The organism is Teichococcus aestuarii (assembly GCF_003116135.1).
GTDB classification, from domain to species: domain Bacteria; phylum Pseudomonadota; class Alphaproteobacteria; order Acetobacterales; family Acetobacteraceae; genus Pseudoroseomonas; species Pseudoroseomonas aestuarii.
In genome coordinates this window covers 1-24,001 of record NZ_PDOA01000013.1, presented here as the reverse complement: position 1 = coordinate 24,001, position 24,001 = coordinate 1, and the positions used below count along the sequence as shown (strand labels likewise).

The window sequence follows — 24,001 nt, the reverse complement described above, 5'->3', positions numbered from 1 at the left end:
AAGGGCCGATCGCCGGCGGGCCTTGTAAAAGGGGCACGGCTCTGCGAGAAACAGTTGAGAACTGTTCGCATTTTCATCCGGAGACGACCGGCCACCATGGGCATGCTGCATCCGCGGGACGCGCTTCATCCTGCCACCCTGGCGCCCCGCCCCGCCGCCGGCCGCCGCCAGGTGCTGGGGGGGCTGGCCGCCGCGCTCGCGGGCCTGCCGCTCGCCGCGCCGGCACTGGCCCAGGCGCAGCCGCTGCGGATCGGCATGATCACCTCCCTCTCCGGCCCCTTCACCGCGCTCGGCGAGAGCATGCGCGCCGGGATGCAGCTTCTCCTGGCGCAGTCCGGCAACCGCCTCGCCGGGCGTCCGGTGGAGTTCCTGGTGGAGGACGACCAGGCCCGGCCGGAGGAAGGCGCCCGCCGCGCCCGCAAGCTCATCGGCCAGGACCGGGTGGACCTGCTCTGCGGCGTCATCAGCTCCGGCGTGGCGCTGGCGCTGCGCGACGTGGTGACGGAGGCGCGCACGCCGACCTTCCTGCTCGGCTCGGCCAACGACCTCGCCCGCAAGGCCGCCAGCCCCTACATCGTGCGCCCGACCAAGACGAACTGGATGCTGGGCAGTACCGCCGCGCGCTGGGCGCGGGAGAAGCTGGGCGGCGCGCGGGTGCTGACCGTCGCCTCCGACTACGCCGCCGGGCGCGAATATGTCGGCGACTTCGTGGAGACCTACCGGCAGCTCGGCGGCCGCCCTGGCCGGACGCTCTGGACGCCGCTCGGCAGCGCCGATTTCGGCCCGCTGCTGACCACCATCGCCGCCGAGCGGCCGGAGGCGGTGTATGGCTTCTTCGCCGGCAGCGATGCCGTGCGCTTCCTGCGCCAGTGGCAGGAATACCGCCTCGCCGGCCGGGTGCCGCTGATCGGCCCCGGTGCCTTCTTCGACCAGGAGGACGTGCTGCCCGCCGTGGGGGATGCCGCGCTCGGCGCCTTCAGCACCTTCCACCAGTCGCCCACCGCGCCGGCCAGCGCCGCCTTCAACCGGGCCTACATGGCGACGGGCAAGCCCCTGCCCGGCGAGTTCAGCACCACGGGCTATGTCTGCGGCCAGGTGATCCGGGCGCTGCTGGAGCGCACGGGCGGCACCCTCGCGGACTGGGAAGCGGCGCGGGCCGCGCTGTTCGGCGCGCCGGTCGAGACCGCCTTCGGCACCATGCCCTTCGACCCGCGCAACGGCCAGGCGATCCTCGACATCCATGTCAACGCGGTGCGGCGGGGCGAGGATGGGCGGATGGTCAACACCGTCGTGCACACCTACCCGCAGCTGCGCGACCCGGGCCCGGACGCCTGAGGCCCGCGGAGGAAGCACCCCGATGGGCTACGCCATCGTCCAGGTCCTGAACGCCCTGTCCTTCTCGGCCCTGCTGCTGCTGACGGGGCTCGGCCTCTCGGTCGTGCTGAGCCTGATGAACTTCGTCAACCTCGCGCATGGCGCCTTCTACCTGCTGGGCAGCTACGTGGCGGTGCTCTGGCTCGCCTCGGGGGCGCCCTGGTGGCTGGCCTTCCCCGCCGCCTTCCTGGCCGCCGCCCTGGCCGGCGCGCTGCTGGAGCGCTTCCCGTTCCGCCGCTTCTACGCCCGGCCGCACCTGATGCAGGTGCTGCTGACCTACGGCATCTCCGTCATCCTGGCCGACCTCATGCGCTGGGGCTTCGGCGCGCAGATCCTGACGCCCGAATTGCCGGCGGCGCTGCGCGGCGTCGTCTTCCTGTTCGACATGCCCTTCCCCCTCTACCGCCTGTTCCTGATCGGCGTGGGCGCGGTGCTCGGCCTGCTGCTCTGGCTGCTGCTGGACCGCACCCTGTGGGGCGCCGCGCTGCGCGCGGCGGTCACCGACCGCGGCATCGTCGAGACGCTGGGCATCGACACGCGCCGCCTCTTCGCCGCCGTGCTGGTGCTCTCGGCCGGCTTGGGCGGGCTGAGCGGCGCGCTGGGGGCGGGCATGCTGGCGGCCTATCCGGGGCTCGACGAGGAGGTGCTGATCCTCGCCCTCATCACCGTGGTGGTGGGCGGGCTCGGCAGCTTCGGCGGCACGGTGGCCGGCGCGCTGGTGGTGGGCTTCGCGCTCACCTTCAGCAAGGTGTGGTTCCCGGAATTCGCCAATGTGGTGGCCTTCTCCGCCATGGCCGGCTTCCTGCTGCTGCGCCCGCACGGCTTCGTCGCGCCGCCGCTGCGCCAGGTATGAGGCGCGCGCTCCTCTCCCGGGCGGCGCCGATGGCGGCCGCCCTGCTGGCGCTGGCGCTGCCCGCCGCCCTGGCCGGCCCGTTCCATCTCCGCTTCCTCGCCGAGATCCTGCTGCTCGGCACGGCGGTGATGAGCCTGGACCTGCTGGTGGGCTCCGGCGGGCTGGTCTCGCTCGGCCACGCGGCGCTGTTCGGCACGGCGGCCTATGCGGCGGCGGTCGCGGCGCTGCATCTCGGCGGCAACCTCCTCCTGGTGCTCGGCGCCGGCACCGGCGCGGCGCTGCTCCTGGCCGCGCTGATGGGCGTGGCGATCATGCGCAGCAGCCACCTCTTCCTGCTGATCCTCACCCTGCTGCTCGGCCAGATCGCCTGGGAGGTGGCCTTCCACTGGCGCGCGGTGACGGGCGGCGCGGACGGGCTGCGCGGCCTGCCGCCGCTCTCCCTCGGCCCCTGGCGGCTGGACGGGCCGCGCGCCCTGTTCCTGCTGGCCGGCGGCCTCGCTTTGGCCGCACACGCCCTGGCCCGCTCCTTCGTGGCCGCCCCGATCGGCCGCGCGCTGGTGGGGGCGCGCGAGCAGCCGCTGCGGATGAGCGCGCTCGGCTACAGCACCGCGCGCATCCGCCTCCGCGCCATGCTGGCGGCGGGCGGCATCGCCGGCGCGGCGGGGTCGCTCTACCCGTTCCTCAACCTCTATGTCGGGCCGCAGAGCGTGCACTGGTCGCTCTCGGCCACGATGATCATCATGCTGGTGATCGGCGGCGTCGGCTCGCTCTGGGGCGCCTTCCTGGGCAGCGCCGTCTATCTGGCGCTGCAGACCTATGTCAGCGCCTACACCGACCGCTGGCAGCTTTTCGTCGGGGTGATCTTCGTGCTGATCGTGCTGCTGCTGCCGCACGGCCTCGCGGGTGCCGCGGCGCGGTGGAGGCGGGGATGAGCCCGCTGCTCGAGATCGCCGGCATCGGCAAGAGCTTCGGCGCCTTCCGCGCCCTGTCCGACATCAGCCTGGCGGTGGAGGAGGGCGAGACACTCGGGCTGATCGGCCCCAACGGCGCCGGCAAGACCACGCTGTTCAACGTCGTCACCGGCTTCCTGCGGCCGGACAGCGGCGCGGTGCGCTTCGCCGGCGCGCCGGTCGACCGCCTGCCGCCGGAGAAGCGCGCCGCGCTCGGGCTGGTCCGCACCTTCCAGAAGGCGATGGTCTTCCCCGCCCTCAGCCTGCGCGAGAACCTCGCCATGGCGGCGCGGCAGCGCGCCGGGCATGGGCTGCGCTGGCTGGGCGCGCGGACCTGCCACGCGGAGGCGGATGCAAAGGTGGAGCGCCTGCTGGCCGAGAGCGGCCTGCCGCGCGGCGGCGGCGAGCGCATGGCCGACCTCTCCTACGGCGAGCAGCGCATCGCCGACCTGCTGATGGCGCTCGCCCTGGAGCCGCGCCTGCTGCTGCTCGACGAGCCCACCGCCGGGCTCTCCCAGGCCGAGGCGGAGCGGCTGCTGCGCATCGTCCGGCGGCATGATTCCCGCACCGCCCTCGTGCTCATCGCGCATGACATCGACATCGTCTTCGGCCATTGCGACCGCATCGCGGTCATGCATCTCGGCCGGCTGCTGCGCACCGGCACGCCACAGGCGGTGCGGGCGGATGCGGCGGTGCGCGCCGCCTATCTCGGGAGCCTCGCGGATTGATGCACGGCGCGATGCCCGGCCCCCCGCTGCTTGCCCTCTCCGGCCTGTCCGCGCATCACGGCGCGGTGGAGGTGCTGCGCGGCCTCTCGCTGGAGCTGCGCGCCGGCGAGGCGGTGGCCCTGCTCGGCCGCAACGGCGCCGGCAAGAGCACCCTGGCCCAGGCGCTGTTCAACCTCGGCCCCCGCCTCGGCGGCACGGTGCGGGTGATGGGGCAGGACGTGACGGGCTGGCCCACCCACCGCATCGCCCGGCTCGGCCTGGCGCTGGTGCCGCAGGGGCGCGGCCTGTTCCCCAATTTGACCGTCGCGGAGAATCTCCGCCTCGCCACGCTGCGCGGCGCGCGCGGCGCCTGGACGCTGGAGCGCGTCCTCGCCCTGTTCCCACGCCTGGCGGAACGCCGCGCCACCTCCAGCAGCGCCCTCAGCGGCGGCGAGCGGCAGATGCTGGCCATCGGCCGCGCCCTGCTCACCCAGCCCAGGCTGCTGGTGCTGGACGAGCCGAGCGAGGGCCTGGCGCCGCTGATGGCCGAGGAGATCATCCTGCACCATGTCGGGCGGCTGCGGGCGGAGGGGCTGACGGTGCTGCTGGCCGAGCAGAACCTCCCCCTCGCCCTGCGGCTCTGCCCGCGCGCCGTGGTGCTGGCCGGGCGCGGCATCGTCTTCGACGGCCCGTCCGGCGCCCTGCTCGCCGACCGCCCCTTCGTCCAGGAGCATCTCGGCCTATGAGCCAGCCCTTGCCGCTCCCGGAGGCCGAGGACGCGCCCGTCACGCTGCCGCGCACCGCCTGGTGGGACATGCCGGCGGGGACCGATCCGGCACGGCGGCACCGTGCCTATCTCGCCTGGCCGGAGGCGCCGCCGCCACCCGCCGGCTACCCCGTGCTGCTGGTGCTGGACGCCAATGCCGGCTTCGGCGCGGCGGTGGATTCCTACCGCGCCCTCACCTGGCGCAACACACCCGGCCGGCCCGCCCCGGCGCTGATCCTGGGCCTCGGCCACCCCGGGGGCGCGGCCTACGAGCCTGCCGCCCGCCAGCGCGACTACACGCCGGCGCTGCCGGGCACCGACCCCGCCGCCTCCGGCGCGGCGGCGTTCCTCGGCTTCATCGAGACGGCGCTGCTGCCCGCCCTGGCCCGCCGCCAGCCGGTGGACATGGGGCAGATCTCGCTGTTCGGCCATTCGCTGGGCGGGCTGTTCGCGCTGCACGCCCTGCTGGCGCGCCCCGGTCTGTTCCGCAGCCTCGTCATCGCCAGCCCCTCCCTGTGGTGGGGCGAGGGGGCGATGCTGGACGCCGCCCGGCGCTTCGCCGCGCGGCCGCCCGCCGCGGCGGCCGGCACCCGCCTGCTGGTGACGGTGGGCGGGCAGGAGGAAAGCGACGAAGGCCCGCGCGGCGCCATCCGCGCCGCCCGCCGCATGATCGGCAATGCCCGCGAGCTGGCCGCGCTGCTGCGCGGCGCCGGGCTGGCCGTGGAATTCGCCGAGTTCCCGGGCGAGGACCATGGCTCCGCCCGGCTGCACGCCCTGATCCGCGCCCCCCGCTTCGCCCTCCCCCGGGAAGGAGACCCCGCATGAACCGCCGCACCCTTCTCGGCAATGCCCTGGCCCTGCCCCTGCTGGCCGCGCCCGCCCTGTTGCCCGCCCTGTTGCCTGCCCGGGCGCGCGCCCAGTCGCCCATCCGCGTGACGGACCTGCGCGGCCGCACCGTCACCCTGCCCCGCCCGGCGCGGCGGCTGGTGCTGGCGCAGGCACGGCACGTGCTGGCGGTGGGGCTGCTCCACCCCGACCCGGTCTCCCTCCTCGTCGGCTGGGGCGACGACCTGCGCACCATGAACCCGCCGGACTACGCGGTGCTGCGCGCCCGCTTCCCGCGCGCCGATGCCATCCCCGTCGTCGCGCGGGCGGGCCAGAATGCCAGTCTCTCGCTGGAGGCCATCCTGGCCGCGCAGCCGGATGCGGTGATCGTCAGCGGCGGCGCGCTGCGCGCGGAGTCGGACAGCGTGCTGGACCGGCTCGCCGCCGCCGGCATCCCGGCCATCGTCATCGACTTCTTCAGCAACCCGATGCGCGACACGCGGCGCAGCATGGCCATACTGGGCCAGGTGCTGGGGCTGGAGGAGCGCGCCGCGGCGTTCGACCGCTTCTACATGGCGCGCATGGAGCGCATCTCGGCCCGCCTCGCCGGCCTCGGGGAGGACCGGCCGCGCGTCTTCGTCCATGCCCATGCCGGGGGCACGGCCTGCTGCGCCTCGCCAGGGCGGGGGGCGTTCGATTCCATCGTGCGCTTCGCCGGCGGGCACAATATCGGCGCCGACACGCTGCCGGGGAATGTCGGCCAGCTCTCCCTCGAATACATTCTGAGCCAGGACCCGGCGGTGTATGTCGCGACCGGCGGGCCGTATGGCGGCCGTGGCGGCATCCCGCTCGGCACGGGGGTGGAGGCGGCGCCGGCGCGGCGGGAGCTGGCCGCCGTGCTTCAGCGCGAGAGGCTGGACGTCCTGCCCGCCGTGCAGGCGGGCCGGGCGCATGCCATCTGGCACGGCTTCAACGACACGCCCGCCCACATCGTCATGCTGGAGGCGCTGGCCCGCTGGTTCCACCCCGCCCGCTGCGCCGATCTCGACCCGGCGGCGACGGTGGCCGCGCTCAACGCAGAGTTCCTCGCCATCCCCATGCAGGGCACCTACTGGACCGACCTGCGCGGCGCGGCGCCGGCTTCGCCCTGAGGCCCCGCATGGCCGGGGAACGACCGGGGATCCAGCCCCCCATGCCCGCCAGCCCGGCCCCGCCACGGCGCCGGGCGGCCGCAGCCCTCTCCATCCTTGGGAGAAAGCCGATGCGCTTCGAGAGCCGGGCCACCGTGCCCACCGCCCATGCGAGCCGCTACCTGCAGCAGCTCTGCAAGCACTGGAGCCACAACCTCGCGGTGGAGTTCACCGCCGACGAGGGCAAGATCGTGTTCCCGCGCGATGCGCGGGGGGCGGACTGGCCCGATGCCGCCACGCTGCGGCTGCACGCCCGCGCCGACGGGCTGGAATGCCACCTGGCCGCCAGCGCCGAGGGCCAGCTTGCGGGCCTGAAAGGCGTCGTGGAGCGGCATCTGGACCGCTTCGCCTTCCGCGAGGCGCCGCTCGCCTTCGCCTGGCAGGATGCCGCCTGACCGGCCCTCCGCGGCTGGCCCTGGCGGGGCGGGGCCCATAGACTGCGCGCCGCCGCATCATCGCGGAGGGAGAAACGGTTCCATGGCCCAGACACGCAAGGTCGCGCTCATCACCGGCTCAGGCCGCAACATCGGCCGTGCCGTGGCGCTGGGCCTGGCGCAGGACGGCTTCGACGTTGTCATCAACGGCTCGTCGGACCGCGCAGCCTGCGAGGCCGTGGCGCAGGAGGCCCGGGCGCTGGGCGTGGCCGCGCTGGTGGTCATGGGCGATGTCGGCCGCGCGGAGGATTGCGCGCGGATCGTGGCGGAGGCCACGGCGGGCCTCGGGCCGGTCGATGTGCTGGTGAACAACGCGGCGATCCGCCCCGCCGTCCCCTTCCTCGACACCACGGAGGAGACCTGGCGCCAGGTCCTCTCCGTCGACATGGAGGCGGCGCGCTGGCTGGCGCGGGAATGCCTGCCCGGCATGCTGGCGCGCGGCTGGGGCCGCATCATCAGCTTCACCGGCATGAACGCCATCCAGGGCTATGACGGGCACGCCGCCGTCTCCGTCGCCAAGCACGGGGTGTGGGGGTTGACCAAGGCGCTGGCCAAGGAGTTCGGCCCGCACGGGATCACGGTGAACGCCATCTCGCCCGGCCCCACCGCAAAGGATGGGGAGGACACGGCGAAAGGGCCGCCGGCGGTGCTGGCGCGCATCCCGGCGGGCCGGCTCGGCACCCCGGCCGAGGTGGCGGCCCTCGCCCGTACCCTCGCCTCGGAGGCGGGAGCCTTCATCAACGGGCAGATGCTGCAGGTCAATGGCGGCACCCAGACCTAGGCCGCACCGCCACCCTGCCCTGCCACCAGCCCGCCGGCCCCGTGGCAGGACGGGCGGCGGCCGGCTCGCAGCCCCCGTCCTCATGGCGGAACAGGAGCCTGCTGCCCGTGCGATGGCGTGACGATCCGATGCGGTACGGCCTGGTCAGCCGCCTGCTGCACTGGGGCATGGCCCTGCTCTTCCTCTGGCAGTTCGCCGGAATGGCGGTGCGGCTCACGGTCGGCCGCTCCCCGGTGACGGCCTTCATGGTCGGCAGCCATGTCAGCGTCGGCAGCCTGCTGTTCGTGCTGGTGCTCGCCCGTGGCGCCTGGAGCCTGCTCAACCTGCGGCGGCGGCCGCGCCATGCGGCGGGCCTGGCCGGGCAGGCGGCCCGGCTTGGCCATCTGGCGCTCTACGGGCTGATGCTGGCCGTGCCGGCTTTGGCGCTGCTGCGCCACTACGGGTCCGGCCGGGCCTTCGCGCCGTTCGGCCTGCCGCTCCTGCCGGGCGGGCGGGAGAGGATCGATGCCCTGATGGCGCCGGCAGATCTCGCGCACGGCCTGCTGGCCTGGATGCTGCTGGCGGCCGTGGCCGGGCATGTCGTCATGGTGCTGGTGCACCACCGCGTCTGGCGGGATGGCACCTGGGCGCGCATGGGCGGCGGCGCGGCCTCTCTCCCGGCCGCCGGCACGGAAGCCGGCCGGCGCTGACCGGGGCGGGCCGCCGCGCCCTTTCCTCCCCCGCCGGTGCGGGCTGCCTGCCGACCGGTTCAGGAAGTATCGCCCCGCGGGCCCTGTGGCGCGGCGGCCACACGGCAGGCGCCAGCCTCCCAGGACCGGAAATATTGTAACCCGAACCCTTGCCTGTTACAGCCCGGAAAGATTATGCGAACGATTATCATTAGCACGTTGGCGGCAAGGGCGATTTTCCATGACAGAAGGTGAACAGCCGGGCCCGGCGCGGCGCGCCGGCGCGTTGATGGCCCTGACCGCGGCAGCCATCGCCATGCCCGCCGCCCTGGCCCTGGCGCAGGAAGGAACAGCGGCCGACACCTTCTCCGGCAGCATTGTCCTGCCCGAGGTGAATGTGCAGGCAGGCATCGAGCGGGGGCACAGCCCCGTGCAGGGGTTCGTCGCGGGCGTGAGCGCCTCGGGCACCAAGGCCGACACGCCGATCATCGAGACGCCGCAATCGATCTCCGTCGTCACCGCGGACGACATCGAGGCGCGCAATGCGCGCAACCTGAACCAGGCCTTGCGCTACACCGCAGGCGCGGTGACCGACACGCGCGGCTCCACCGCCGTGCGGCTCGACCAGCTGACCCTGCGCGGCTACTCGCCGGCGACCTACCTCGATGGGATGCGCCTGGCGGGCGGCCGCGACGCCAATCCCAGCATCGATGCCTACCGGCTGGAGCGCCTGGAGGTGCTGCGCGGCCCGGCCTCGGTGCTCTACGGCGCCTCGCCGCCCGGCGGCCTCGTCAACGCCATCACCAAGCGCCCGACGGAGGAGCGCATCCGCGAGGTGCTGCTGGAGGCGGGGACGCGCGACCGCTACCGGGCGGCGGGTGATTTCAGCGGGAAGCTGGACGAGGACGGGCAATGGCTCGGGCGCTTCATCGCCTCCTATGCCGAGGGCGATGGCGAGCTGGATGAAACGCGGGAGCGCCGCTACTTCTTCTCTCCCTCGCTCACCTGGCGCCCGAGCAAGGACACCAGCATCACCCTGTTCGCGCATTACCAGCGCGATCCGGAATCCGGCTCCTACGGCAGCGTGCCGGCCTGGGGCTCGGTTCTCCACAACCCCCGCGGCCGCATCGGCACCCGCTTCTACGATGGCGACCCGAACCTGGAACGCTCCAACCGCGAGCACTACATGGCCGGCTACCTGGCCGAGCATCGTGCCAGCGACTGGCTGACGCTGCGCCAGAACTTCCGCTACCTGCACACCAAGGGCGAGTACCGGAGCGTCTATGGCGCCGGCATCACGCAGGACTATCTGAGCCTGGTCCGCTCGGTCTACGGCACGGATGCCGATTTCGACGTCTTCACGATCGACAACCAGGCGCAGTTCAGCTTCGGCACCGGCCCGCTGCAGCACACCCTGCTGGCCGGCCTCGACTACTACCGCGTGCTGAGCGACACCTATACGGGCTCCGCCCTCTCCACCACGCCGCTGGGGCAGAGGCTGCCCCGGCAGAGCCTGTTCAGCCCGGCCTATGCCAACCAGGCCACCTTCTGGCCCGGCTTCAGCACCTACAGCAGCCAGCGGCAGAACCAGCTCGGCGCGTATCTGCAGGACCAGGTGAAGCTGGGGCGGCTGGTGCTGCTGTTCGGCGGCCGCCTCGACTGGTCGGACTCCACCACCGAGAACAGCGCCGTCGCGACCGGCCTGCGCACCAGCAGCTCGCGCCAGACCGACCATGCCTTCACCGGCCGTGTCGGCGCCGTGTATCTCTTCGACAGCGGCTTCGCGCCCTATGTGAGCTACAGCGAGAGCTTCGAGCCGCAGAGCGGCACCGACCGCTTCCTCAACCCCTTCGACCCCACGCGCGGCCGGCAGTACGAGGTTGGCCTGCGCTACCAGCCGCCGGGCACCAATCTCCTGCTGAGTGTGGCGGCCTTCGACCTGGTGCGGCAGAACGTGCTGTCCACCGACCCGGCCAATCCGCAGTTCAGCGTCCAGTCCGGCGAGACGACCTCCCGCGGCATCGAGCTGGAGGCCAAGGCGAGCCTGATGACCGGGCTGAGCCTGACGGCGGCCTACGCCTACCAGGATGTGGAATTCAGCCGCAGCGACAACACGGCGCGCGGGGATGACGGCTTCGTCCCCGCCCGTGCCAGCTCCACCGTGGCGCTGGAAGGCAAGACGCCCTGGGGCGTGCCGCGCCACACGGCCTCCGCCTGGCTCGACTACACCCTGCCGGAGGGAAGCCGGCTGGAGGGCCTCGGCCTCGGTGGTGGCGTCCGGTATCTCGGCTCCTCCTGGGGCAACGACGCCAACACCTTCAAGGTCGACGCCGCCACGCTGTTCGACGCCGCGCTGCGCTACGACCTGGGCAAGCTCGGCCGGAACCTCGAAGGGATGCAGGCGGCGGTCAATGTCAGCAACCTGGCCGACACGCGCTACGTGAACAGCTGCTTCGCCTACAGCAGCTGCTGGTATGGCTATGGCCGCACCGTCACCGGCTCCGTCCGCTACCGGTTCTGACCGGTCCATGCCGGGATTTCCCGCAGGGACCGGCCGGGCGTTCCGCACCCGGCTTCCGCCGGGCGCGGCGCTGCGCCGGGCAATGGGCATCGCCCTGCGCGTGCTGGCGGGTGCGGGGGGCGGCTATGCCGTCGCGGCGCTGTTCACCGCCGCGCTCTCCCTCGGCCTGCCCATGCCGCGGGCGGAGGCGGTGCTGACCGCGACCATGGCCAGCTTCGCCGTCTATGCCGCCGCCATCGTCTGGGCCTTCGCCGCCCCGGGCGTCCTGCGCGCCTGGGCGGGCCTCGCGGCCGTGGCGGCGGCCCTCGCCCTGGTCCTTTTCCTCCTGCAGGGTCACCTACCGTGAAGGATGGCTTCCGCCAGTCCATGGCCTGGCTGCACACCTGGACCGGCCTGCTGGTCGGCTGGGTGCTCTTCGCCGTCTTCCTCACCGGCACGGCGGCGTATCTGCGGCCGGAGATCTCCTACTGGATGCGGCCGGAGCTGGCGCTGTCCAGGCCCGGCCCGCACAATGCCGCCGTGGCGGTGGCCGCCATGCAGGAAATCGCCCCCGCCTCGCCGGCCTGGTTCATCACCCTGCCGGATGCGCGGGAGACCACCACCCGCGTCTTCTGGCGCGACCCGGCCGCACGCGGGCGCGGCTTCCGCAGCGAGGTCCTCGACCCCGACACCGGCCGGCCCGTGGCGGCGCGGGATACGCTGGGCGGGGAGTTCTTCTACCGCTTCCACTTCCAGCTTCACTACGTGAGCGTGCTGTGGGGGCGCTGGATCGTCTCCATCTGCACCATGTTCATGCTGGTGGCCATCGTCAGCGGCGTCATCACGCACCGCCGCATCTTCGCCGACTTCTTCACCTTCCGCCCCGGCAAGGGCCAGCGCTCCTGGCTGGATGGGCACAATGTCTGCGCCGTCCTGGCGCTGCCCTACCACCTCATGATCACCTACACCGGGCTGGTGCTCTTCATGATGATGGTGATGCCCTGGGGCGTCGGGACCGCCTATCCGGGTGACCAGCGCGCGGCCTTCAACGCGGAGGCCTTCGGCAACCCGCCGCAGCGCCAGCGCACCGGCAGCGCTGCGCCGCTCGTGCCCATCGCCCCCCTCGTGCAGGAGGCGCAGCGGCATTGGCCGGGCAGCGCGATCGGGCGCATCGTCGTGGCCAATCCGGGCGATTCCAGCGCCACCATCCAGCTGGTCCGCGCCGATTCCGCGCGGATCTCCAACAACGCGCAGAGCCTGACCTTCGACGGTGCCACCGGCGCTCTCCTTCACGCCAGCGGCACCGATCGTCCCGCGGCCGAGCTGCGCGGCGTGATGTACGGGCTGCATATCGGCCGCTTCGCCGGCCCCCTGCTGCGCGCGCTCTTTCTGCTCTCCGGCCTTGCCGGCACCGTGATGGTGGCCACCGGGTGCATCCTCTGGGCCGTGAAGCAACGCCAGCAGGCGGCGCGGCAGGGCAGGATCGGGTTCGGCACGCGCCTGGTCGAGCACCTCAACATCGCCGCCATAGCGGGCCTGCCATTCGCCATGGCCGCCTTCTTCTGGGCCAACCGGCTGCTGCCGTCCGGCATGGCGGAGCGCGCGGCGTGGGAGGTGCATGTCTTCTTCATCGCCTGGGGCCTGTGCCTGCTGCACCCCCTGTTCCGCCCGGGCCGCCGCGCCTGGGCAGAGCAGCTCGCCGCCGGGGCGGCCGGGTTCCTGCTGCTGCCCGCGCTGAGCGCCGTCTCGACCGGGCGCCATCTCCTCGCGACCCTGGAGGACGGAGACATGGTGCGCGCGGGGTTCGATCTGGGCCTGCTCGCATGCGGCGTGATGCTGGCAGGCTTGTGCTGGAAGGTGGCGCGGCACCGGCCGGCGCCGGCTCCGTCCGGCCGGACGGCCGGTCAGGCCCCGGCGCGGCCCGTGGCGGATCTTCCGCAATGATGGCCTTTGCCCTCGCCTATTCCGGCTTCACCGCGCTGTGCCTGGCGATGGCCCGGCATCACGAGCAGATCCTGGGCCGGCGCGCCGTCACGCCCCGGCGGCGGAGGCTGCTGTCCGGCCTCGGCTTCCTTCTGCTCGCAGCCGCCCTGGCTTCCCTGGTCCTGGCGGAGGGATGGGGAATGGGAACCCTGCTCTGGCTGGGCCTGCTGACAACGGCCGCCAACCTGCTGGTCCTGTCGGTCTGCTACATGCCGCGCGCGGCGCCCGCCATCTCGGCGGGCTTCCTGGTGCTGGGACTCGTCTCCACCCTGGCCGGCGCTTGATGGCCGGCGCGTGATGGCAGGCGCGGGCTGCGCCATGCCGGCGCGGGCAATCCTGCGCCGGCAAGGGCGGCCCGCGGCGCCGCGCCTCAGACGCCCGCCGTGTAGCCCTGCGCGGCGCGCTGCACATAGGTCAAGGTGGTCGGGCCGAGATGCTCGTCGATCCATTGCGCCATGGCTTCCTCCTCCTGCAGCGACTGCCGCAGCGCGCTGAGCCCGGCCTGATGGCCCACCAGCTCGGCCAGCGTCAGCAGCGACTTGTAGGAAGCGATCTCGTAGTGCTCGAACGCATAGTTGGCGAAGCTGTTCTTGACCACCTCGTCGGAGGCGGGGGCATGCGCCAGCGCCGCCATGTTCCCCATGAACTGGAGCACGGTGTCCTTCACGGTGGAATGGCTGGTGTTGAAGCTCGCGAGCATCTCCTCGATGCGCAGCGCCTGCTGCTCTGATTCCGCGATGTGGGCGCGCATGCGCGCTTCCATCTCCGGGTAGTTCTCCAGCCGCCCCACCTGCCGTTCCAGCAGCTGGATCGCCTGCTTCTCCACCCCGTGCTGGTTGCGCAGGCCAGCGATGTAGACTTCCTGCGCCTTCTGCTGCGTGTCGCTCACATCCTGTCTCCCTGTTCCACCCGGCGATGCCGGGCCGAGACGACTCAACCTGGGCAGAGGAGGACGGTTCCAACCGGCGCGGGGCCCGCCCTCACGCTGAGCTGCCGTTCAGGAAGACCTCGCCCGCGCCGACGGGCGGCCGGGCGGCGGGCCAGAGCGCTTCCCGCAGCGCAGCGCCAAGCGGCGGCATGAGATGACCACGGCAGGAGGCCAGGCAGACGGTGCCACCCTCCGGCGGTGCCGGCCCGGGCTCCGCGCATGGCTCCGGCGAAGGGTGGGTCAGGTGCCAGATGCCGCTTTCGCCATCCACCAGCAGGTCGAGCATGGCCTGTGCCAGATCGGGCATGTGGCTGACGGCCGCTGCCGGCGTATCGGGCGCGCCGCCGGCGGCGCCGATCTCGACGAGGCGGCCGGCACGGATGACGAGGGCGGTGGGGTGCGCCGCCAGGACCAGCGCCTCGGCGGCCGCCTTGTCGTGGCCGAAGCGGCAGCATGGCAGGGGCGTATCCTCCTCGGTGAAGGCGCGCGGGCCACTGCCGCCGAAGACCTGCGCCGCAGAGATCAGCAGGAAAGGCAGGCGCGACGCGGCACAGGCGGCCGCGACGACGCCTGCCCCCATGGCCTCGCCAGGGCGCGCCGCGCGGGCCTCGGGGCCATGGCCGGCGGCGTTGATCACCGCCCAGGGCCGGTGCCGTGCCAGCGCGGCCTCCACGGCGGCCGGATCGGTGATATCCAGCGCGGCGCGCGGCAACGCCACGGCCGGCAGGCCGCGCATGGCGCAGTGCCGCGCCAGTACCCGCGCCATTCGCCCCGCCCCACCGGTGATCAGCACCGGGGGGGCCGCGCGCAGCGTGTCCGGAACGCCGCCTGCGGGGGTGACGTAGTGCCGGCCGGGCCGCCGCCACCATCCGGGCGTGTCCAGCACCGGGTGATGGAAGCGCCGGCCGCTGGCCAGCGCGGCGGTGGCCGCCGCCAGCGCGGTGGGGCGCGGCGGCGTGCTGCGGATGTCGAAGGCGCCCGGCTCGTAGAAGCCATCCTGCCGCAGAAGCAGGGAGTTCCAGTCCCTCACCCCCAGCAGCGCCCAGACCGTGAGCGCCCGCACATCCGCCCCCTGCCGCTTCAGCGCCACGGCGGCATCCCAGCCTTCCGCCAGCCAGCGAAGCTGCTCCTCGCGCGTGCAGCCATGGTGCACCTCCGTGAGGGCGACAGGCCGGCGGTAGCGGTCCCACAACTCCCGCAGCCTCGCTGCCGGCTCCAGGGCGCTGGCCGGCAGGTCGACGCGCACCGCCTCGACATCGGCATAGCGGTGCCGGCCATTGCCGCCCTGCGCCGAGGCCGGATAGGCCTCGGGGCGCTCATCGAGGTAGCGGTCGCTGGTCAGGTAGTGGTTCATGCCGAGAATGTCGGGCGGCCGCGCATTCGCGCGCAGCCAGTCCAGCTCGGCGGCGGCGATGCCGTTCGCCCGCATGAAGGCGTACAGCCGGTGCAGTGGACCGACGCGGCCACAGAGCAGGTCGAAGGAAAGCCAGCGCCGCTCGTTCTCGAACGCCGCCTGGTACTGCAGCAGCGGCGTGGCGAAGGTGCGGCCGAGATCCTCCGTCTGCACCAGGGAGGCCTCCGGCGTCACGCGCCGGATGGCCTGCATGGCCAGCACCACGCCGCGGCACTGATTGACCAGGGCGCGGAGGAAGGCCGGCGCGTCGCTACGATGCGGGTACCAGTGGCCGTAGAGCCCGCTGAAGCGCGCGGTGGTCAGCGGCTCGTTGACCGGGGTGAAGTGCCGGACCCAAGGGTAGCGCAGGGCCACGGCTTCCGCATGGGCGGCCAGCTTCTCGGGGAAGAGCGGATCGAGCAGGCTGGTGTAGCGCGGGCCGCTGCCGTGGTGGAGCAGCCCGGCGATGACCGATATTCCCAGCCGCCGCAGGCGGCCGAGGCGCTCATCGTGCCAGGACCAGTCCCGCTCCCCCGGATGGCGTGGCGCCACGCTCTCCCACAGCACCGGGTAGCGGAGCGTGCCGATACCCAGCGCCGCGATGCGCTCCAGATCCTCCGGCCGCGCCCGGTGGCCGGTCTCCACCGCCTGGTCGCGCCAGCGCTCGCCGATGCGGACGATGCTGGCCTCGACGCCGCCCCAGACCTCGACAGGCCGGGCCGGCGTGGCGTCCAGGGGCATGCCGGGCGTCCTCAGGGAGCCGCAGCCGCCATCCCGACCTGACGGCCCGCCGGCGGAACAGGCAACGCCTCCTCGATCCGGCGGAAGGTGGACAGCGCCTGACCCACAACCTGGTCCATGTTGTAGTAGCGGTAGGTCGCGAGCCGGCCGACGAACCAGACATCCCGCTCCGCATCGGCGAGCGCCTCGTACCGCTTGTACAGCAGCGCATTCTCAGGGCGCGGCACGGGGTAATAGGGCTCGCCCTCTGCGGCGGAGCGCTCGTAGGTCAGGCTGGTTTTCGGATGCTCCTGGCCAGTCAGGTGCTTGTATTCGGTGACACGGGTGTAATCCTCGGTCTGCGGGTAGTTCACCACGCCCACGGGTTGGTGCCATGGCTTGTCCAGCGTCACATGCTCGAAGCGCAGCGAGCGGTAGGGCAGCCGGCCGTACCGGAAGTCGTAGTACTCATCGACCGGGCCGGTGAAGATCAGACGACGGTGCGGAATGTGCTTGCGCACATCGGCGAAGTTCGTGCTCAGCATGACGGTGATGCGAGGGTGGTCCAGCATCCGCTCGAACATGCGGGTATAGCCGGCGGCCGGCATGAACTGGTAGCGATCGCCGAAATAGCGGTCATCGTCATTGACCCGCGTCGGCACCCGCGCCGTGACGGATTTGTCCAGCTCCGACGGATCGACCCCCCACTGCTTGCGGGTGTAGCCACGGAAGAATCTCTCGTAGAGCTCGCGCCCGACACGGCTGACGACCACATCCTCGGAGGTGCGGATCTCGTCCACCGGCTCGGCGAGGGTTTGCAGGAAGGCCTCGGTCTCCGCCTCGGTGGTGAAGGATTTGCCGTAGAGGCTGTTGATGGTGGTGCGGTTGATCGGGATCGGCAGGAGCTGCCCGTCCACATGCGCCAGCACGCGGTGCTCGTAGGGGCGCCACTCGGTGAAGGCCGAGAGATGGTCGAAGACGGCCTGCGAGTTGGTATGGAAGATATGCGGGCCGTACTGGTGCATCAGGATGCCGGCCGCGTCATGGCGGTCATAGGCGTTGCCGGCAATGTGGCTGCGCTTGTCGATCACCAGCACCTTGTCGCCACGCTGCGAGGCAAGGCGCTCGGCCAGCACGCTGCCGGCGAAGCCGGCGCCGACGATGAGCCAGTCAAACATGGACCCGCCTCCCCGTGCCGGCCGCCGGGTCGGAGGCGGTGACGGCCATGGGAAGGGAGCGCTCGGCGCGCTGCCGCATCAGCTGGTGCATCGCACCCCAGGTCGCATCCCAGGACAGATCCGCGAGATAGCGATCGACAGAGGCCAGCCAGGGCCCACGGGGCCTGGACATGGCGGCTTCCAGCGCCTGCACCGTCGCGGCCTCGCCCGCAGCGATCCCGACCAGGCCCAGCGCACCATAGGGGCGCTGCACGTCGCGCACCGCGGTCGAGACGAGAGGGATGCCGGCGGCCAGGAATTCCGGCGTCTTGGTGGGGCTGATGTAGCGGGTGGTCTCGTTCAGCGCGAAGGGCATCAGCCCCGCATCCCATCCGGCCAGGTAGGCGGGCAGCTCCTGATAGGATTTGCTGCCCAGCCAGTGCAGGTTCGGCAGGCGCGGCAGGCTCGCCGGGTCGATCTTCACCACGGGGCCCAGCATCACGAAGTGCCACTCCGGCCGCAGCGCGGCCACGCGCGCGACCAGTGCCGTATCCATCCTTTCATCTATGACGCCGAAGAAGCCGATCCGCGGATGCGGGATGTCGCGCTGGTCGGCAGGATCCTGCCGGCCCGGCTGCCGCGCCCGGATGAAATGCGCCTTGTCGATGCTGCTGGGGAACACCTGCACGCTCGGATGGCGGGAGCGCTTCGCCTCGTAAAGGCTCTGCCCGCCGGCGAACACCAGATCGGCCAGATCGAACAGCCGGGCTTCGAGCGCGACGAGTTCCGGAGGCGCGCCACGGAAGGCGGAGAGCTCATCCATGCAGTCATAGACGCAAAGGTCCGGCTCGCGGTGCCCGGCAAACTGCAGCGCCATCGGGGTATAGTACCAGAAGATCGTCTCCTGGCCCGCATGCGCGTCCAGAACTTCGTCGAGCATTCCGCGCTGCGCTTCGATGGCCTGGTCGCCGCCGAGGCCGGCCGGCAGCACCGGCACCGCCACCCGCACGCCACTCGGCTGCGCGTGGATATCCAGCCGTGCCGTCTCCAGCCCTTCTTCCCAGACAGGTTCCTCGAAGTAGATGACGAGATGGTCGGCAACCGCGCGGTTGAGCAAATGCTGCGGCCGCTGCTGCACGAAATTCCAGCGCAGATGCGAGAAGCAGACCAGCAGGGGACGAGCCTTGCCACCAGACCATGGATTCTTGGCGGGAGCGGAATTCTCAGCGGTCATGCGGGGGGCTCTCTTGGCAAGGGCGGAACGGAACCACTCCGCAACCCGCTCCTATGGCCCCGGTTCCTGCCCCGGCCTCATTTCTTTCAAGGAATTATCGACAAGCAGTCCACCTCCTCCAGCGACAGCCCCTCTGCCTGCAGCCGCCACATGCGCTGGAACAGCCCCCCCTGCGCGCGCAGCAGCACCGGTGCCCCGTCCTCGACGATGCGGCCGCCCTGGATGACGATGACGCGGTCGAAGCTGCTCAGCGTGGAAAGGCGGTGCGCCACGGAGATGACGGTCCGCGCCCGCCCCATCCGCACCAGCGCGCGCTGGACCTCGATCTCGGATTCCGTGTCGAGCGCCGACGTCGCCTCGTCCAGGATGATGATGGGAGCCTGCTTCAGAAAGGCCCGCGCCAGGCCGATGCGCTGCCGCTGCCCGCCAGACAGCTTCGCGCCCCGCTCCCCCACAAGCGTGTCGTAGCCCTGCGGAAGATGGCGGATGAAGCCATCGCAGCAGGCGGCTTGCGCGGCGGCCCGCAATTCGGCCTCGCTGGCGTCAGGCCGCGCGAAGCGGATGTTGTCCCGCACCGAGCGGTGGAAAAGCAGGATCTCCTGCGGCACCACCGCCAGAGCTGCCCGCAGGCTGTCCTGCGTCACCGCGCGGATGGCCTGCCCGTCGATCAGGATCTCGCCCTGCTGCACGTCGTAGAGACGTTGCAGCAGATGGATCAGGGTGGATTTGCCGGCGCCCGACGGGCCCACGATGCCGAGCTTCTGGCCTGCGGGAATGGAGAGGGTCAGGCCATCGACCGCCTCGCGCGCATCTCCGTAGGAGAAATGCACATCGCGGAACTCCACCCTTCCCTCTCCCGCACGCAAAGGCTGCGCCTGCGGAGCATCGCGCACCGTCTGTGGCTGGGCGATGACGTGCAGGGTGTCCTCGATGAAGCCGAATTGCTGCGCCATGTCGACCAGCGACAGCGCCATCTCGCGCGAGCCGTGCAGGATGCGGAAGGTCAGCGTGCTGATCAGCACCACGTCGCCCGGCGTGATGCGGCCGTCGCTCCACAGCGTCACCGCCCAGGACAGCATCGATCCCGCCATGGCCAGCAACGCCACGTCGTGCAGCAGCCGGGCCCATTCCGTGTACATCCAGGAGGCACGCTGCGCCTCCGCCTCGACGGTGAAGCCGGCGGCCAGCCGGGCACGCTCCCGCGCCCGGGCCGAGAACGCCTTCACCGCCCACATGTTGCCGATGACGTCGACCAGCTCGCCCGCCACCTCGCCGCCCTTCTGGGCATAGCGGCGGTGCAGGGGCCGCCCGCGCTCGCCGAACAGGATCAGCCCGGCCGTGATGAGAACCACGAAGCCGCCGAGCACCACCGCCATCCGCCAGTCCACCAGGCTGAACACCAGCAGCGCTCCGGCGAAATCCACGCAGGGCGGCAGCACCCGCCAGACGACGGTGTTGACCAGCGCACCGAAGTTCCCGGCAGTGGCTGTGATGCGTTGGCCCAGCGCACCCGCCCGGTTCTCGGCGAAGTAGCGCATGGGCTGGCCGTTCAGGTAGTCGAACAGATCGAGGCGGACATCGACGCCGATGCCCACGGTGGTGCGGCAGCCAAGCCAGCCGCTGAGCCGCCACAGGATGCTCTCCAGGGCGATCAGCGCCAGGAAGAATGCCACCGTTGTCCAGATGGCGACGGCCTCGCGCGGGCCGGCCATGGCATCGACCAGAAGCTTCGTCACGTATTGCAGGCCGATGGCGCAGGATGCCGCGCCGAGGACCATGATGAACAATCCGGCGAAATGCAGCGGCCGGCCCCGCAGGTAGCGCAGGATGAAGGCGCCGGGCGCACGCAGGTATGCCGGCCGTCGGGCATCATCCTCGGGAATCTTGTCCGCAGGGCCTCCCGTCATGAAAACACCGGATCGGGCGACGGCGAATGTTCGGACTTCCGGCCCATGGACTCCTGCTGGCGCCGCAACTCCTGCGCCAGGGGCGGGAACACGGCCCTCTCCCCCGCGGGACCAGCCATGGAGAACAGCCCGGCCTGGCAGATGCGCCCATTGTCCCAGCCGGGATAGTCCAGCACCGGGTAGAGGCAGAGCCCGCCGACGGGCACCCCCGCCGCCCGCGCGGCCTCAACCTCGGCGCAGACATAGTGCAGCCACGCTGCCCGCGCCGATCCTTCCGCGCCCGTCTCGGCGATCAGCAGCGGCCGGCCATAGCGCCGATGCGCCTCGGCGAGCATGTCGGAGAGCGGGCGGTAGGCATGGTGCCCAAGCGGCACGGTCGGGCCGCCATGGTACCACTGGTTGTCGGGGTAGTAGTTGACGCCGATGATGTCGATCAGGTCGGCAGCGCCGCCCAGCTCCGGCTCTGCCCTGCCGCTCAGCAGATCAACCGCCTCGAACTGGAAGAGGCGGTAGGTCTCTGCATGGCGCGCCGCGCGTTTGGTGCCCGCCACGACATGGATCAGCGGCTCGGCGGTGATGAAGCGGGCCCGGGGGTCCTCTGCGCGGATGGCCCGGATGGCGGCGATGGCGGCCCGCACCAGCTGGCGCTTCAGCGCACCACCCTGTCTCCGCGCGCCGGGATTGATGCGCCCCATCTCCCCCCCGGCCCAGGACCAGAAAGAGATTTCGTTGATCGGGCAGTAAAAGGGCGCCGCTACCGTTTCCTCCCGCACCAGCCGAGCCGCGGCGGCGGCAAAGGCCGCGAAGCGCTCGACAAAGGCGGGCGACCAGATGTCGAGATCATCCGGCCAGCCATAGTGGCAAAGGTCCCAGATCACCTGCACGCCGGCTGTCTCTGCCGCTCGCAGCATCGGCAGGACGCTGGACCAATCGTATTCGCCGGGTGCCTGTTCGATCAGGTGCCATCTCAGACCATCGCGCGCGGCGGCGATGCCGTGCTCGCGCAGAGCCTGGTAGTCGGCGGCAGCCAGCCTGTCGTGTCTGGTCCCGGCGAGAAGATCCAGCCTTCGGCCGTCGCGCCGGCGGTGCGTGGAACATTCAAATCCGCCGAGAAAAAAGCTGCGGAACAAGGCAGGCGTGGCATCGGCGACCATGCGTCGGTTCAACCTCGGCTCGGATTCCCAGGCGGCTCGGCAAGCCAAGAGACTCCGGCCAGGCCTCATGCCGCCAAGCCGCTCTACCGGTTGGCATAGCCGCGCCCCTGCTGAAAGGTTCCAGCCTTTCTGCGATGAGCCTCCGCGTTGAGAGGCAAGGTTGTACGCTACTTGGCCTTGTCGTTCTGCGCCTGCGGCGGATTTCGCCGGCGGCGGAACACCGCCCGGAACTCGGCATGGTTAAGGCCGAGAAGGACAACGGCGACGACAATGATCACGGCCAGAGGAATGAGTGCGGAATTCATCATGGTCATGGTGCCTCCGGGCTGGTGTGTGCTGCGTGGAAAGGCCGGACAGGCCAACGTGAGACAATCCGGGGAACGGGAAAAATCCTCGCGCTTGCTTCAAGCGATCGGGGAGACGGCCGAAGTGCCGATGCTCTCCTCGGATAAGGCAGAGGTACGGCATACCCGGTCTCTGGCGCGCCGGAGGGGCCCGGTCAGATTGCCAGGAACCCCTGCGACCGCAACCGATCCGGCCCTGGCACTGCAGGCTCCAGGAATCCTGGTCGCGGTCTCGAACGCACTGCGGAACATGGACCCTCCGGCACCGGACAGCCTTGCCGGTCAGGGCAAGGCCAATCCGACGTGAGATAAACCACGCATTCCGATGATGGTCGCAGACGGGAGAGCGAAGGAGGCGCCACAATCCCGCACGATCTCGTGCAGCCGGCCATGCCGCCACAGCTTGAGCTGGCATGAACTGTGTGCGGCGCGGACAGAAGAGAAGCATCGGCCTGCCGGCCGCAGGCTGCGTGTGGCCGGCAGGATATCGTGTCAGCGGGGTGCCGCAGGAACCTCGGCCGGAGCGGGCGTCTCCGGCGCAGGCGCGGGAGAGATCTGCGGAGAGACGGGACGCGGCTGGACCGTTTCGACGGTGCTTTCCAGGCTGCGCAGCCGCTGCTCGGCGGATTGCACCTGCTCAGCCAGGCGTTGGCGACGCTGTTCGAGCTCGCCGCCTTCGCGGCGCAAGGCCTCGTTGGCGGCGGTCAGGCGGGAGGCTTCCTCCTGCAGGCCGCGCAGTGCGGCATTGTTGCGGTCTGTCTCGCTACGGGCCTGCGCCAGACGGGTTTCAGCTTCAGCCACGGCGGAATTGCGGGCGGCCAAGGCTGCCTCCGCGGTCTCCAGCTCGCTCTGGATACCGCGCAACTGGCGCTCCGCCTCGGCACGCTGGCGATCATGCTCCGCGCTGGTGCGAGCCGCTGCTTCGGCCGCGCTGCGAATCTCGTCCAGCCGGCGCTGCTCGGTGGAAGCCTGCTGGCGCAGGCCGGTAAGCTGGGTCTCGGCGTTGCGGATGGCGTTGTCGAGTTCGGTGCGGCGGCTGTTCAGGCTGGCGACAGAAGCCGTGGCCGCATCTCGCGCGGCTGTCTGCCGGGCAAGTTCGTCCTGCAGCCGCTGAGCCTCCGCGCGCTGGCGCGTCAGGGCAGCCTCTTCATTGGTGAGATTCTGCCGCAGGGTGGCCAGGCGGGCCTCTTCCTGCTGCGAGCGGCCCGTCAGTTCAGCCCAGCGGCGCTCCAGCCCCTGCAGCCGGGAATTGGCCTGCTCGGTGGCCTGGGTGGCTTCCTGAAGGCGCGCACGGGCTTCGGCCACCGCAGCCGTGCGGCTGGTCAGCTCTCCTTCGGCGGACGTGGCAGCCTGCCGCGTCTGCTGAAGCTGTGCTTCGGCTTCACGCAAGGCCTGCTGGCGAGACGCCAGAGTTGCCTCAGCCTGGCTCCGCTCCGTGCTCAACCGCTGCAGCCGCTCATTCTCGCCTTCGCTGCCGCGCGACAATGTGCCGAGGCGCTGCTCGCCGGCCGTAATCTCGGCGCGAATGGCGGCAGCCCGACGGGCGGCCGCGCTACGGGCCTGCTCCGCCGCGCTGCGGGCGCTGCGGGCCTGGGCCAGCTGCTCGGTCAGTGAGGTAAGATCCTGCTGGGCCTGACGCTGATCGGCGAGGGTTTTTTCCATCTCCGCGACGCGCTGGTCCAGCGCTGCGGCCCGTGCCTCCGCAGCGGCCAAGGCTTGCTGGCGCTGCTCGATTTCGGCCGCCCGCTCGATCGTCAGGCCGCAACCAGCCAAGGTCATGGACATGGTGAGGGCCAGCATGGGCGCCACGGGTCTGGAGAGGCGGTAAGCCATCATTCCCAATACAATCTCCCTGCGTGCGGCGCCGGAAGCAGGGCAGGTCCGCCCCGTTCACCGTCTTGTTCAAGTTTGACGGTAAACAGCTTCCCAAGGGAGAGGAAGGGCACAAGATTGCGCCCGCTTTCTCCGATAGGAGAAGCGAACAGAAATCTCATGATTTTTATCAGGATTTGGATGCGGGGACAGGATTTGAACCTGTGACCTTCAGGTTATGAGCCTGACGAGCTACCGGGCTGCTCCACCCCGCGGTGGTGAGAGTATCCGTGTGTTTGTTAAGTTCCGGCTTGGTGGCCC

General features: G+C 71.2%; 22 protein-coding genes and 1 tRNA gene. 14 read left to right on the top strand and 9 right to left on the bottom strand.

All coding sequences use genetic code 11. The annotated features are described in order from the left end of the window. The first annotated feature begins 96 nt into the window (after nucleotides 1-96). The 14 genes from CR165_RS17155 (at nucleotide 97) to CR165_RS17090 (ending at nucleotide 13,315) form a co-directional block, all read left to right on the top strand. Nucleotides 97-1,335: an ABC transporter substrate-binding protein gene (locus tag CR165_RS17155; RefSeq protein WP_245906518.1), complete on the top strand. Its 1,239-nt coding sequence runs from the start codon at nucleotides 97-99 to the stop codon at nucleotides 1,333-1,335. 22 nt (nucleotides 1,336-1,357) lie between these two features. Beyond that, complete coding sequence (locus CR165_RS17150) at nucleotides 1,358-2,227, top strand: branched-chain amino acid ABC transporter permease (protein ID WP_109518169.1); 870 nt, start codon at nucleotides 1,358-1,360, stop codon at nucleotides 2,225-2,227. Next, a complete protein-coding gene (locus tag CR165_RS17145) occupies nucleotides 2,224-3,159 on the top strand; it encodes a branched-chain amino acid ABC transporter permease (RefSeq protein ID WP_109518168.1) in 936 nt (311 codons plus the stop codon). Before CR165_RS17150 ends, CR165_RS17145 begins: the two co-directional genes overlap by 4 nt. Continuing rightward, a complete protein-coding gene (locus CR165_RS17140; protein ID WP_109518167.1) occupies nucleotides 3,156-3,905 on the top strand; it encodes an ABC transporter ATP-binding protein in 750 nt (249 codons plus the stop codon). Before CR165_RS17145 ends, CR165_RS17140 begins: the two co-directional genes overlap by 4 nt. A gap of 11 nt (nucleotides 3,906-3,916) precedes the next feature. Next, nucleotides 3,917-4,630, top strand: coding sequence for an ABC transporter ATP-binding protein (locus tag CR165_RS17135; protein WP_109518232.1), 714 nt, complete (start codon nucleotides 3,917-3,919; stop codon nucleotides 4,628-4,630). Further along, nucleotides 4,627-5,475: an alpha/beta hydrolase gene (locus CR165_RS17130; RefSeq protein WP_109518166.1), complete on the top strand. Its 849-nt coding sequence runs from the start codon at nucleotides 4,627-4,629 to the stop codon at nucleotides 5,473-5,475. Before CR165_RS17135 ends, CR165_RS17130 begins: the two co-directional genes overlap by 4 nt. Continuing rightward, entirely contained in the window at nucleotides 5,472-6,626 is a 1,155-nt protein-coding gene (locus CR165_RS17125) for an ABC transporter substrate-binding protein (protein ID WP_109518165.1), read from the top strand. Before CR165_RS17130 ends, CR165_RS17125 begins: the two co-directional genes overlap by 4 nt. A 110-nt stretch (nucleotides 6,627-6,736) precedes the next feature. After that, the gene (locus CR165_RS17120; protein ID WP_109518164.1) at nucleotides 6,737-7,060 is read left to right on the top strand and encodes a DUF2218 domain-containing protein; all 324 of its coding nucleotides are present in this window, start codon (nucleotides 6,737-6,739) and stop codon (nucleotides 7,058-7,060) included. A gap of 82 nt (nucleotides 7,061-7,142) precedes the next feature. After that, a complete protein-coding gene (locus tag CR165_RS17115) occupies nucleotides 7,143-7,880 on the top strand; it encodes an SDR family NAD(P)-dependent oxidoreductase (RefSeq protein WP_109518163.1) in 738 nt (245 codons plus the stop codon). 107 nt (nucleotides 7,881-7,987) lie between these two features. Further along, entirely contained in the window at nucleotides 7,988-8,569 is a 582-nt protein-coding gene (locus CR165_RS17110; RefSeq protein ID WP_245906516.1) for a cytochrome b, read from the top strand. Nucleotides 8,570-8,789: 220 nt separating this feature from the next. Beyond that, nucleotides 8,790-11,069, top strand: a complete 2,280-nt coding sequence (locus tag CR165_RS17105) for a TonB-dependent siderophore receptor (RefSeq protein ID WP_245906514.1) — start codon at nucleotides 8,790-8,792, stop codon at nucleotides 11,067-11,069. Between the two features lie 7 nt (nucleotides 11,070-11,076). After that, nucleotides 11,077-11,415, top strand: a complete 339-nt coding sequence (locus tag CR165_RS17100) for a DUF3649 domain-containing protein (RefSeq protein WP_109518161.1) — start codon at nucleotides 11,077-11,079, stop codon at nucleotides 11,413-11,415. After that, nucleotides 11,412-12,992 carry a PepSY-associated TM helix domain-containing protein gene (locus CR165_RS17095; RefSeq protein ID WP_181378214.1) on the top strand — a complete coding sequence of 527 codons (1,581 nt, stop codon included), beginning with the start codon at nucleotides 11,412-11,414 and terminating at the stop codon, nucleotides 12,990-12,992. The genes CR165_RS17100 and CR165_RS17095 overlap by 4 nt, the downstream gene beginning before the upstream one ends. Beyond that, entirely contained in the window at nucleotides 12,989-13,315 is a 327-nt protein-coding gene (locus CR165_RS17090) for a DUF3325 family protein (RefSeq protein ID WP_109518159.1), read from the top strand. The genes CR165_RS17095 and CR165_RS17090 overlap by 4 nt, the downstream gene beginning before the upstream one ends. 86 nt (nucleotides 13,316-13,401) lie before the next feature. On the opposite strand, the gene CR165_RS17085 is transcribed toward CR165_RS17090, so the two are convergent. From CR165_RS17085 to CR165_RS17050, 9 genes are all read right to left on the bottom strand, one after another. Further along, complete coding sequence (locus tag CR165_RS17085) at nucleotides 13,402-13,920, bottom strand: ferritin-like domain-containing protein (RefSeq protein ID WP_109518158.1); 519 nt, start codon at nucleotides 13,918-13,920, stop codon at nucleotides 13,402-13,404. 91 nt (nucleotides 13,921-14,011) lie between these two features. Next, the gene (locus CR165_RS17080) at nucleotides 14,012-16,093 is read right to left on the bottom strand and encodes a sugar nucleotide-binding protein (protein WP_109518157.1); all 2,082 of its coding nucleotides are present in this window, start codon (nucleotides 16,091-16,093) and stop codon (nucleotides 14,012-14,014) included. 11 nt (nucleotides 16,094-16,104) lie between these two features. After that, nucleotides 16,105-17,250: a UDP-galactopyranose mutase gene (gene glf, locus CR165_RS17075; protein WP_109518156.1), complete on the bottom strand. Its 1,146-nt coding sequence runs from the start codon at nucleotides 17,248-17,250 to the stop codon at nucleotides 16,105-16,107. Next, entirely contained in the window at nucleotides 17,243-18,463 is a 1,221-nt protein-coding gene (locus CR165_RS17070) for a glycosyltransferase family 1 protein (RefSeq protein WP_219929777.1), read from the bottom strand. Before CR165_RS17070 ends, glf begins: the two co-directional genes overlap by 8 nt. Nucleotides 18,464-18,549: 86 nt before the next feature. Next, nucleotides 18,550-20,370: an ABC transporter ATP-binding protein gene (locus CR165_RS17065; protein ID WP_109518155.1), complete on the bottom strand. Its 1,821-nt coding sequence runs from the start codon at nucleotides 20,368-20,370 to the stop codon at nucleotides 18,550-18,552. After that, on the bottom strand, nucleotides 20,367-21,524 hold the full coding sequence (locus CR165_RS17060; protein WP_109518154.1) for a beta-glucosidase: 1,158 nt from the start codon (nucleotides 21,522-21,524) through the stop codon (nucleotides 20,367-20,369). The genes CR165_RS17065 and CR165_RS17060 overlap by 4 nt, the downstream gene beginning before the upstream one ends. A gap of 167 nt (nucleotides 21,525-21,691) precedes the next feature. Beyond that, the gene (locus CR165_RS25115; protein WP_181378213.1) at nucleotides 21,692-21,838 is read right to left on the bottom strand and encodes a hypothetical protein; all 147 of its coding nucleotides are present in this window, start codon (nucleotides 21,836-21,838) and stop codon (nucleotides 21,692-21,694) included. Between the two features lie 522 nt (nucleotides 21,839-22,360). Continuing rightward, the gene (locus CR165_RS17055) at nucleotides 22,361-23,668 is read right to left on the bottom strand and encodes a coiled-coil domain-containing protein (RefSeq protein WP_146201931.1); all 1,308 of its coding nucleotides are present in this window, start codon (nucleotides 23,666-23,668) and stop codon (nucleotides 22,361-22,363) included. 210 nt (nucleotides 23,669-23,878) lie between these two features. Next, nucleotides 23,879-23,955 (bottom strand) — tRNA-Met (locus CR165_RS17050). Nucleotides 23,956-24,001: the final 46 nt, after the last annotated feature.

Bases quoted from the DNA above. Each gene is read 5' to 3' on its own strand.
- CR165_RS17155 (WP_245906518.1), top strand. From the start codon at position 97: ATGGGCATGCTGCATCCGCGGGACGCGCTTCATCCTGCCACCCTGGCG.
- CR165_RS17150 (WP_109518169.1), top strand. From the start codon at position 1,358: ATGGGCTACGCCATCGTCCAGGTCCTGAACGCCCTGTCCTTCTCGGCC.
- CR165_RS17145 (WP_109518168.1), top strand. From the start codon at position 2,224: ATGAGGCGCGCGCTCCTCTCCCGGGCGGCGCCGATGGCGGCCGCCCTG.
- CR165_RS17140 (WP_109518167.1), top strand. From the start codon at position 3,156: ATGAGCCCGCTGCTCGAGATCGCCGGCATCGGCAAGAGCTTCGGCGCC.
- CR165_RS17135 (WP_109518232.1), top strand. From the start codon at position 3,917: ATGCCCGGCCCCCCGCTGCTTGCCCTCTCCGGCCTGTCCGCGCATCAC.
- CR165_RS17130 (WP_109518166.1), top strand. From the start codon at position 4,627: ATGAGCCAGCCCTTGCCGCTCCCGGAGGCCGAGGACGCGCCCGTCACG.
- CR165_RS17125 (WP_109518165.1), top strand. From the start codon at position 5,472: ATGAACCGCCGCACCCTTCTCGGCAATGCCCTGGCCCTGCCCCTGCTG.
- CR165_RS17120 (WP_109518164.1), top strand. From the start codon at position 6,737: ATGCGCTTCGAGAGCCGGGCCACCGTGCCCACCGCCCATGCGAGCCGC.
- CR165_RS17115 (WP_109518163.1), top strand. From the start codon at position 7,143: ATGGCCCAGACACGCAAGGTCGCGCTCATCACCGGCTCAGGCCGCAAC.
- CR165_RS17105 (WP_245906514.1), top strand. From the start codon at position 8,790: ATGACAGAAGGTGAACAGCCGGGCCCGGCGCGGCGCGCCGGCGCGTTG.
- CR165_RS17100 (WP_109518161.1), top strand. From the start codon at position 11,077: ATGCCGGGATTTCCCGCAGGGACCGGCCGGGCGTTCCGCACCCGGCTT.
- CR165_RS17090 (WP_109518159.1), top strand. From the start codon at position 12,989: ATGATGGCCTTTGCCCTCGCCTATTCCGGCTTCACCGCGCTGTGCCTG.
- CR165_RS17080 (WP_109518157.1), bottom strand. From the start codon at position 16,093: ATGCCCCTGGACGCCACGCCGGCCCGGCCTGTCGAGGTCTGGGGCGGC.
- glf (WP_109518156.1), bottom strand. From the start codon at position 17,250: ATGTTTGACTGGCTCATCGTCGGCGCCGGCTTCGCCGGCAGCGTGCTG.
- CR165_RS17070 (WP_219929777.1), bottom strand. From the start codon at position 18,463: ATGACCGCTGAGAATTCCGCTCCCGCCAAGAATCCATGGTCTGGTGGC.
- CR165_RS17065 (WP_109518155.1), bottom strand. From the start codon at position 20,370: ATGACGGGAGGCCCTGCGGACAAGATTCCCGAGGATGATGCCCGACGG.
- CR165_RS17060 (WP_109518154.1), bottom strand. From the start codon at position 21,524: ATGGTCGCCGATGCCACGCCTGCCTTGTTCCGCAGCTTTTTTCTCGGC.
- CR165_RS25115 (WP_181378213.1), bottom strand. From the start codon at position 21,838: ATGACCATGATGAATTCCGCACTCATTCCTCTGGCCGTGATCATTGTC.
- CR165_RS17055 (WP_146201931.1), bottom strand. From the start codon at position 23,668: ATGCTGGCCCTCACCATGTCCATGACCTTGGCTGGTTGCGGCCTGACG.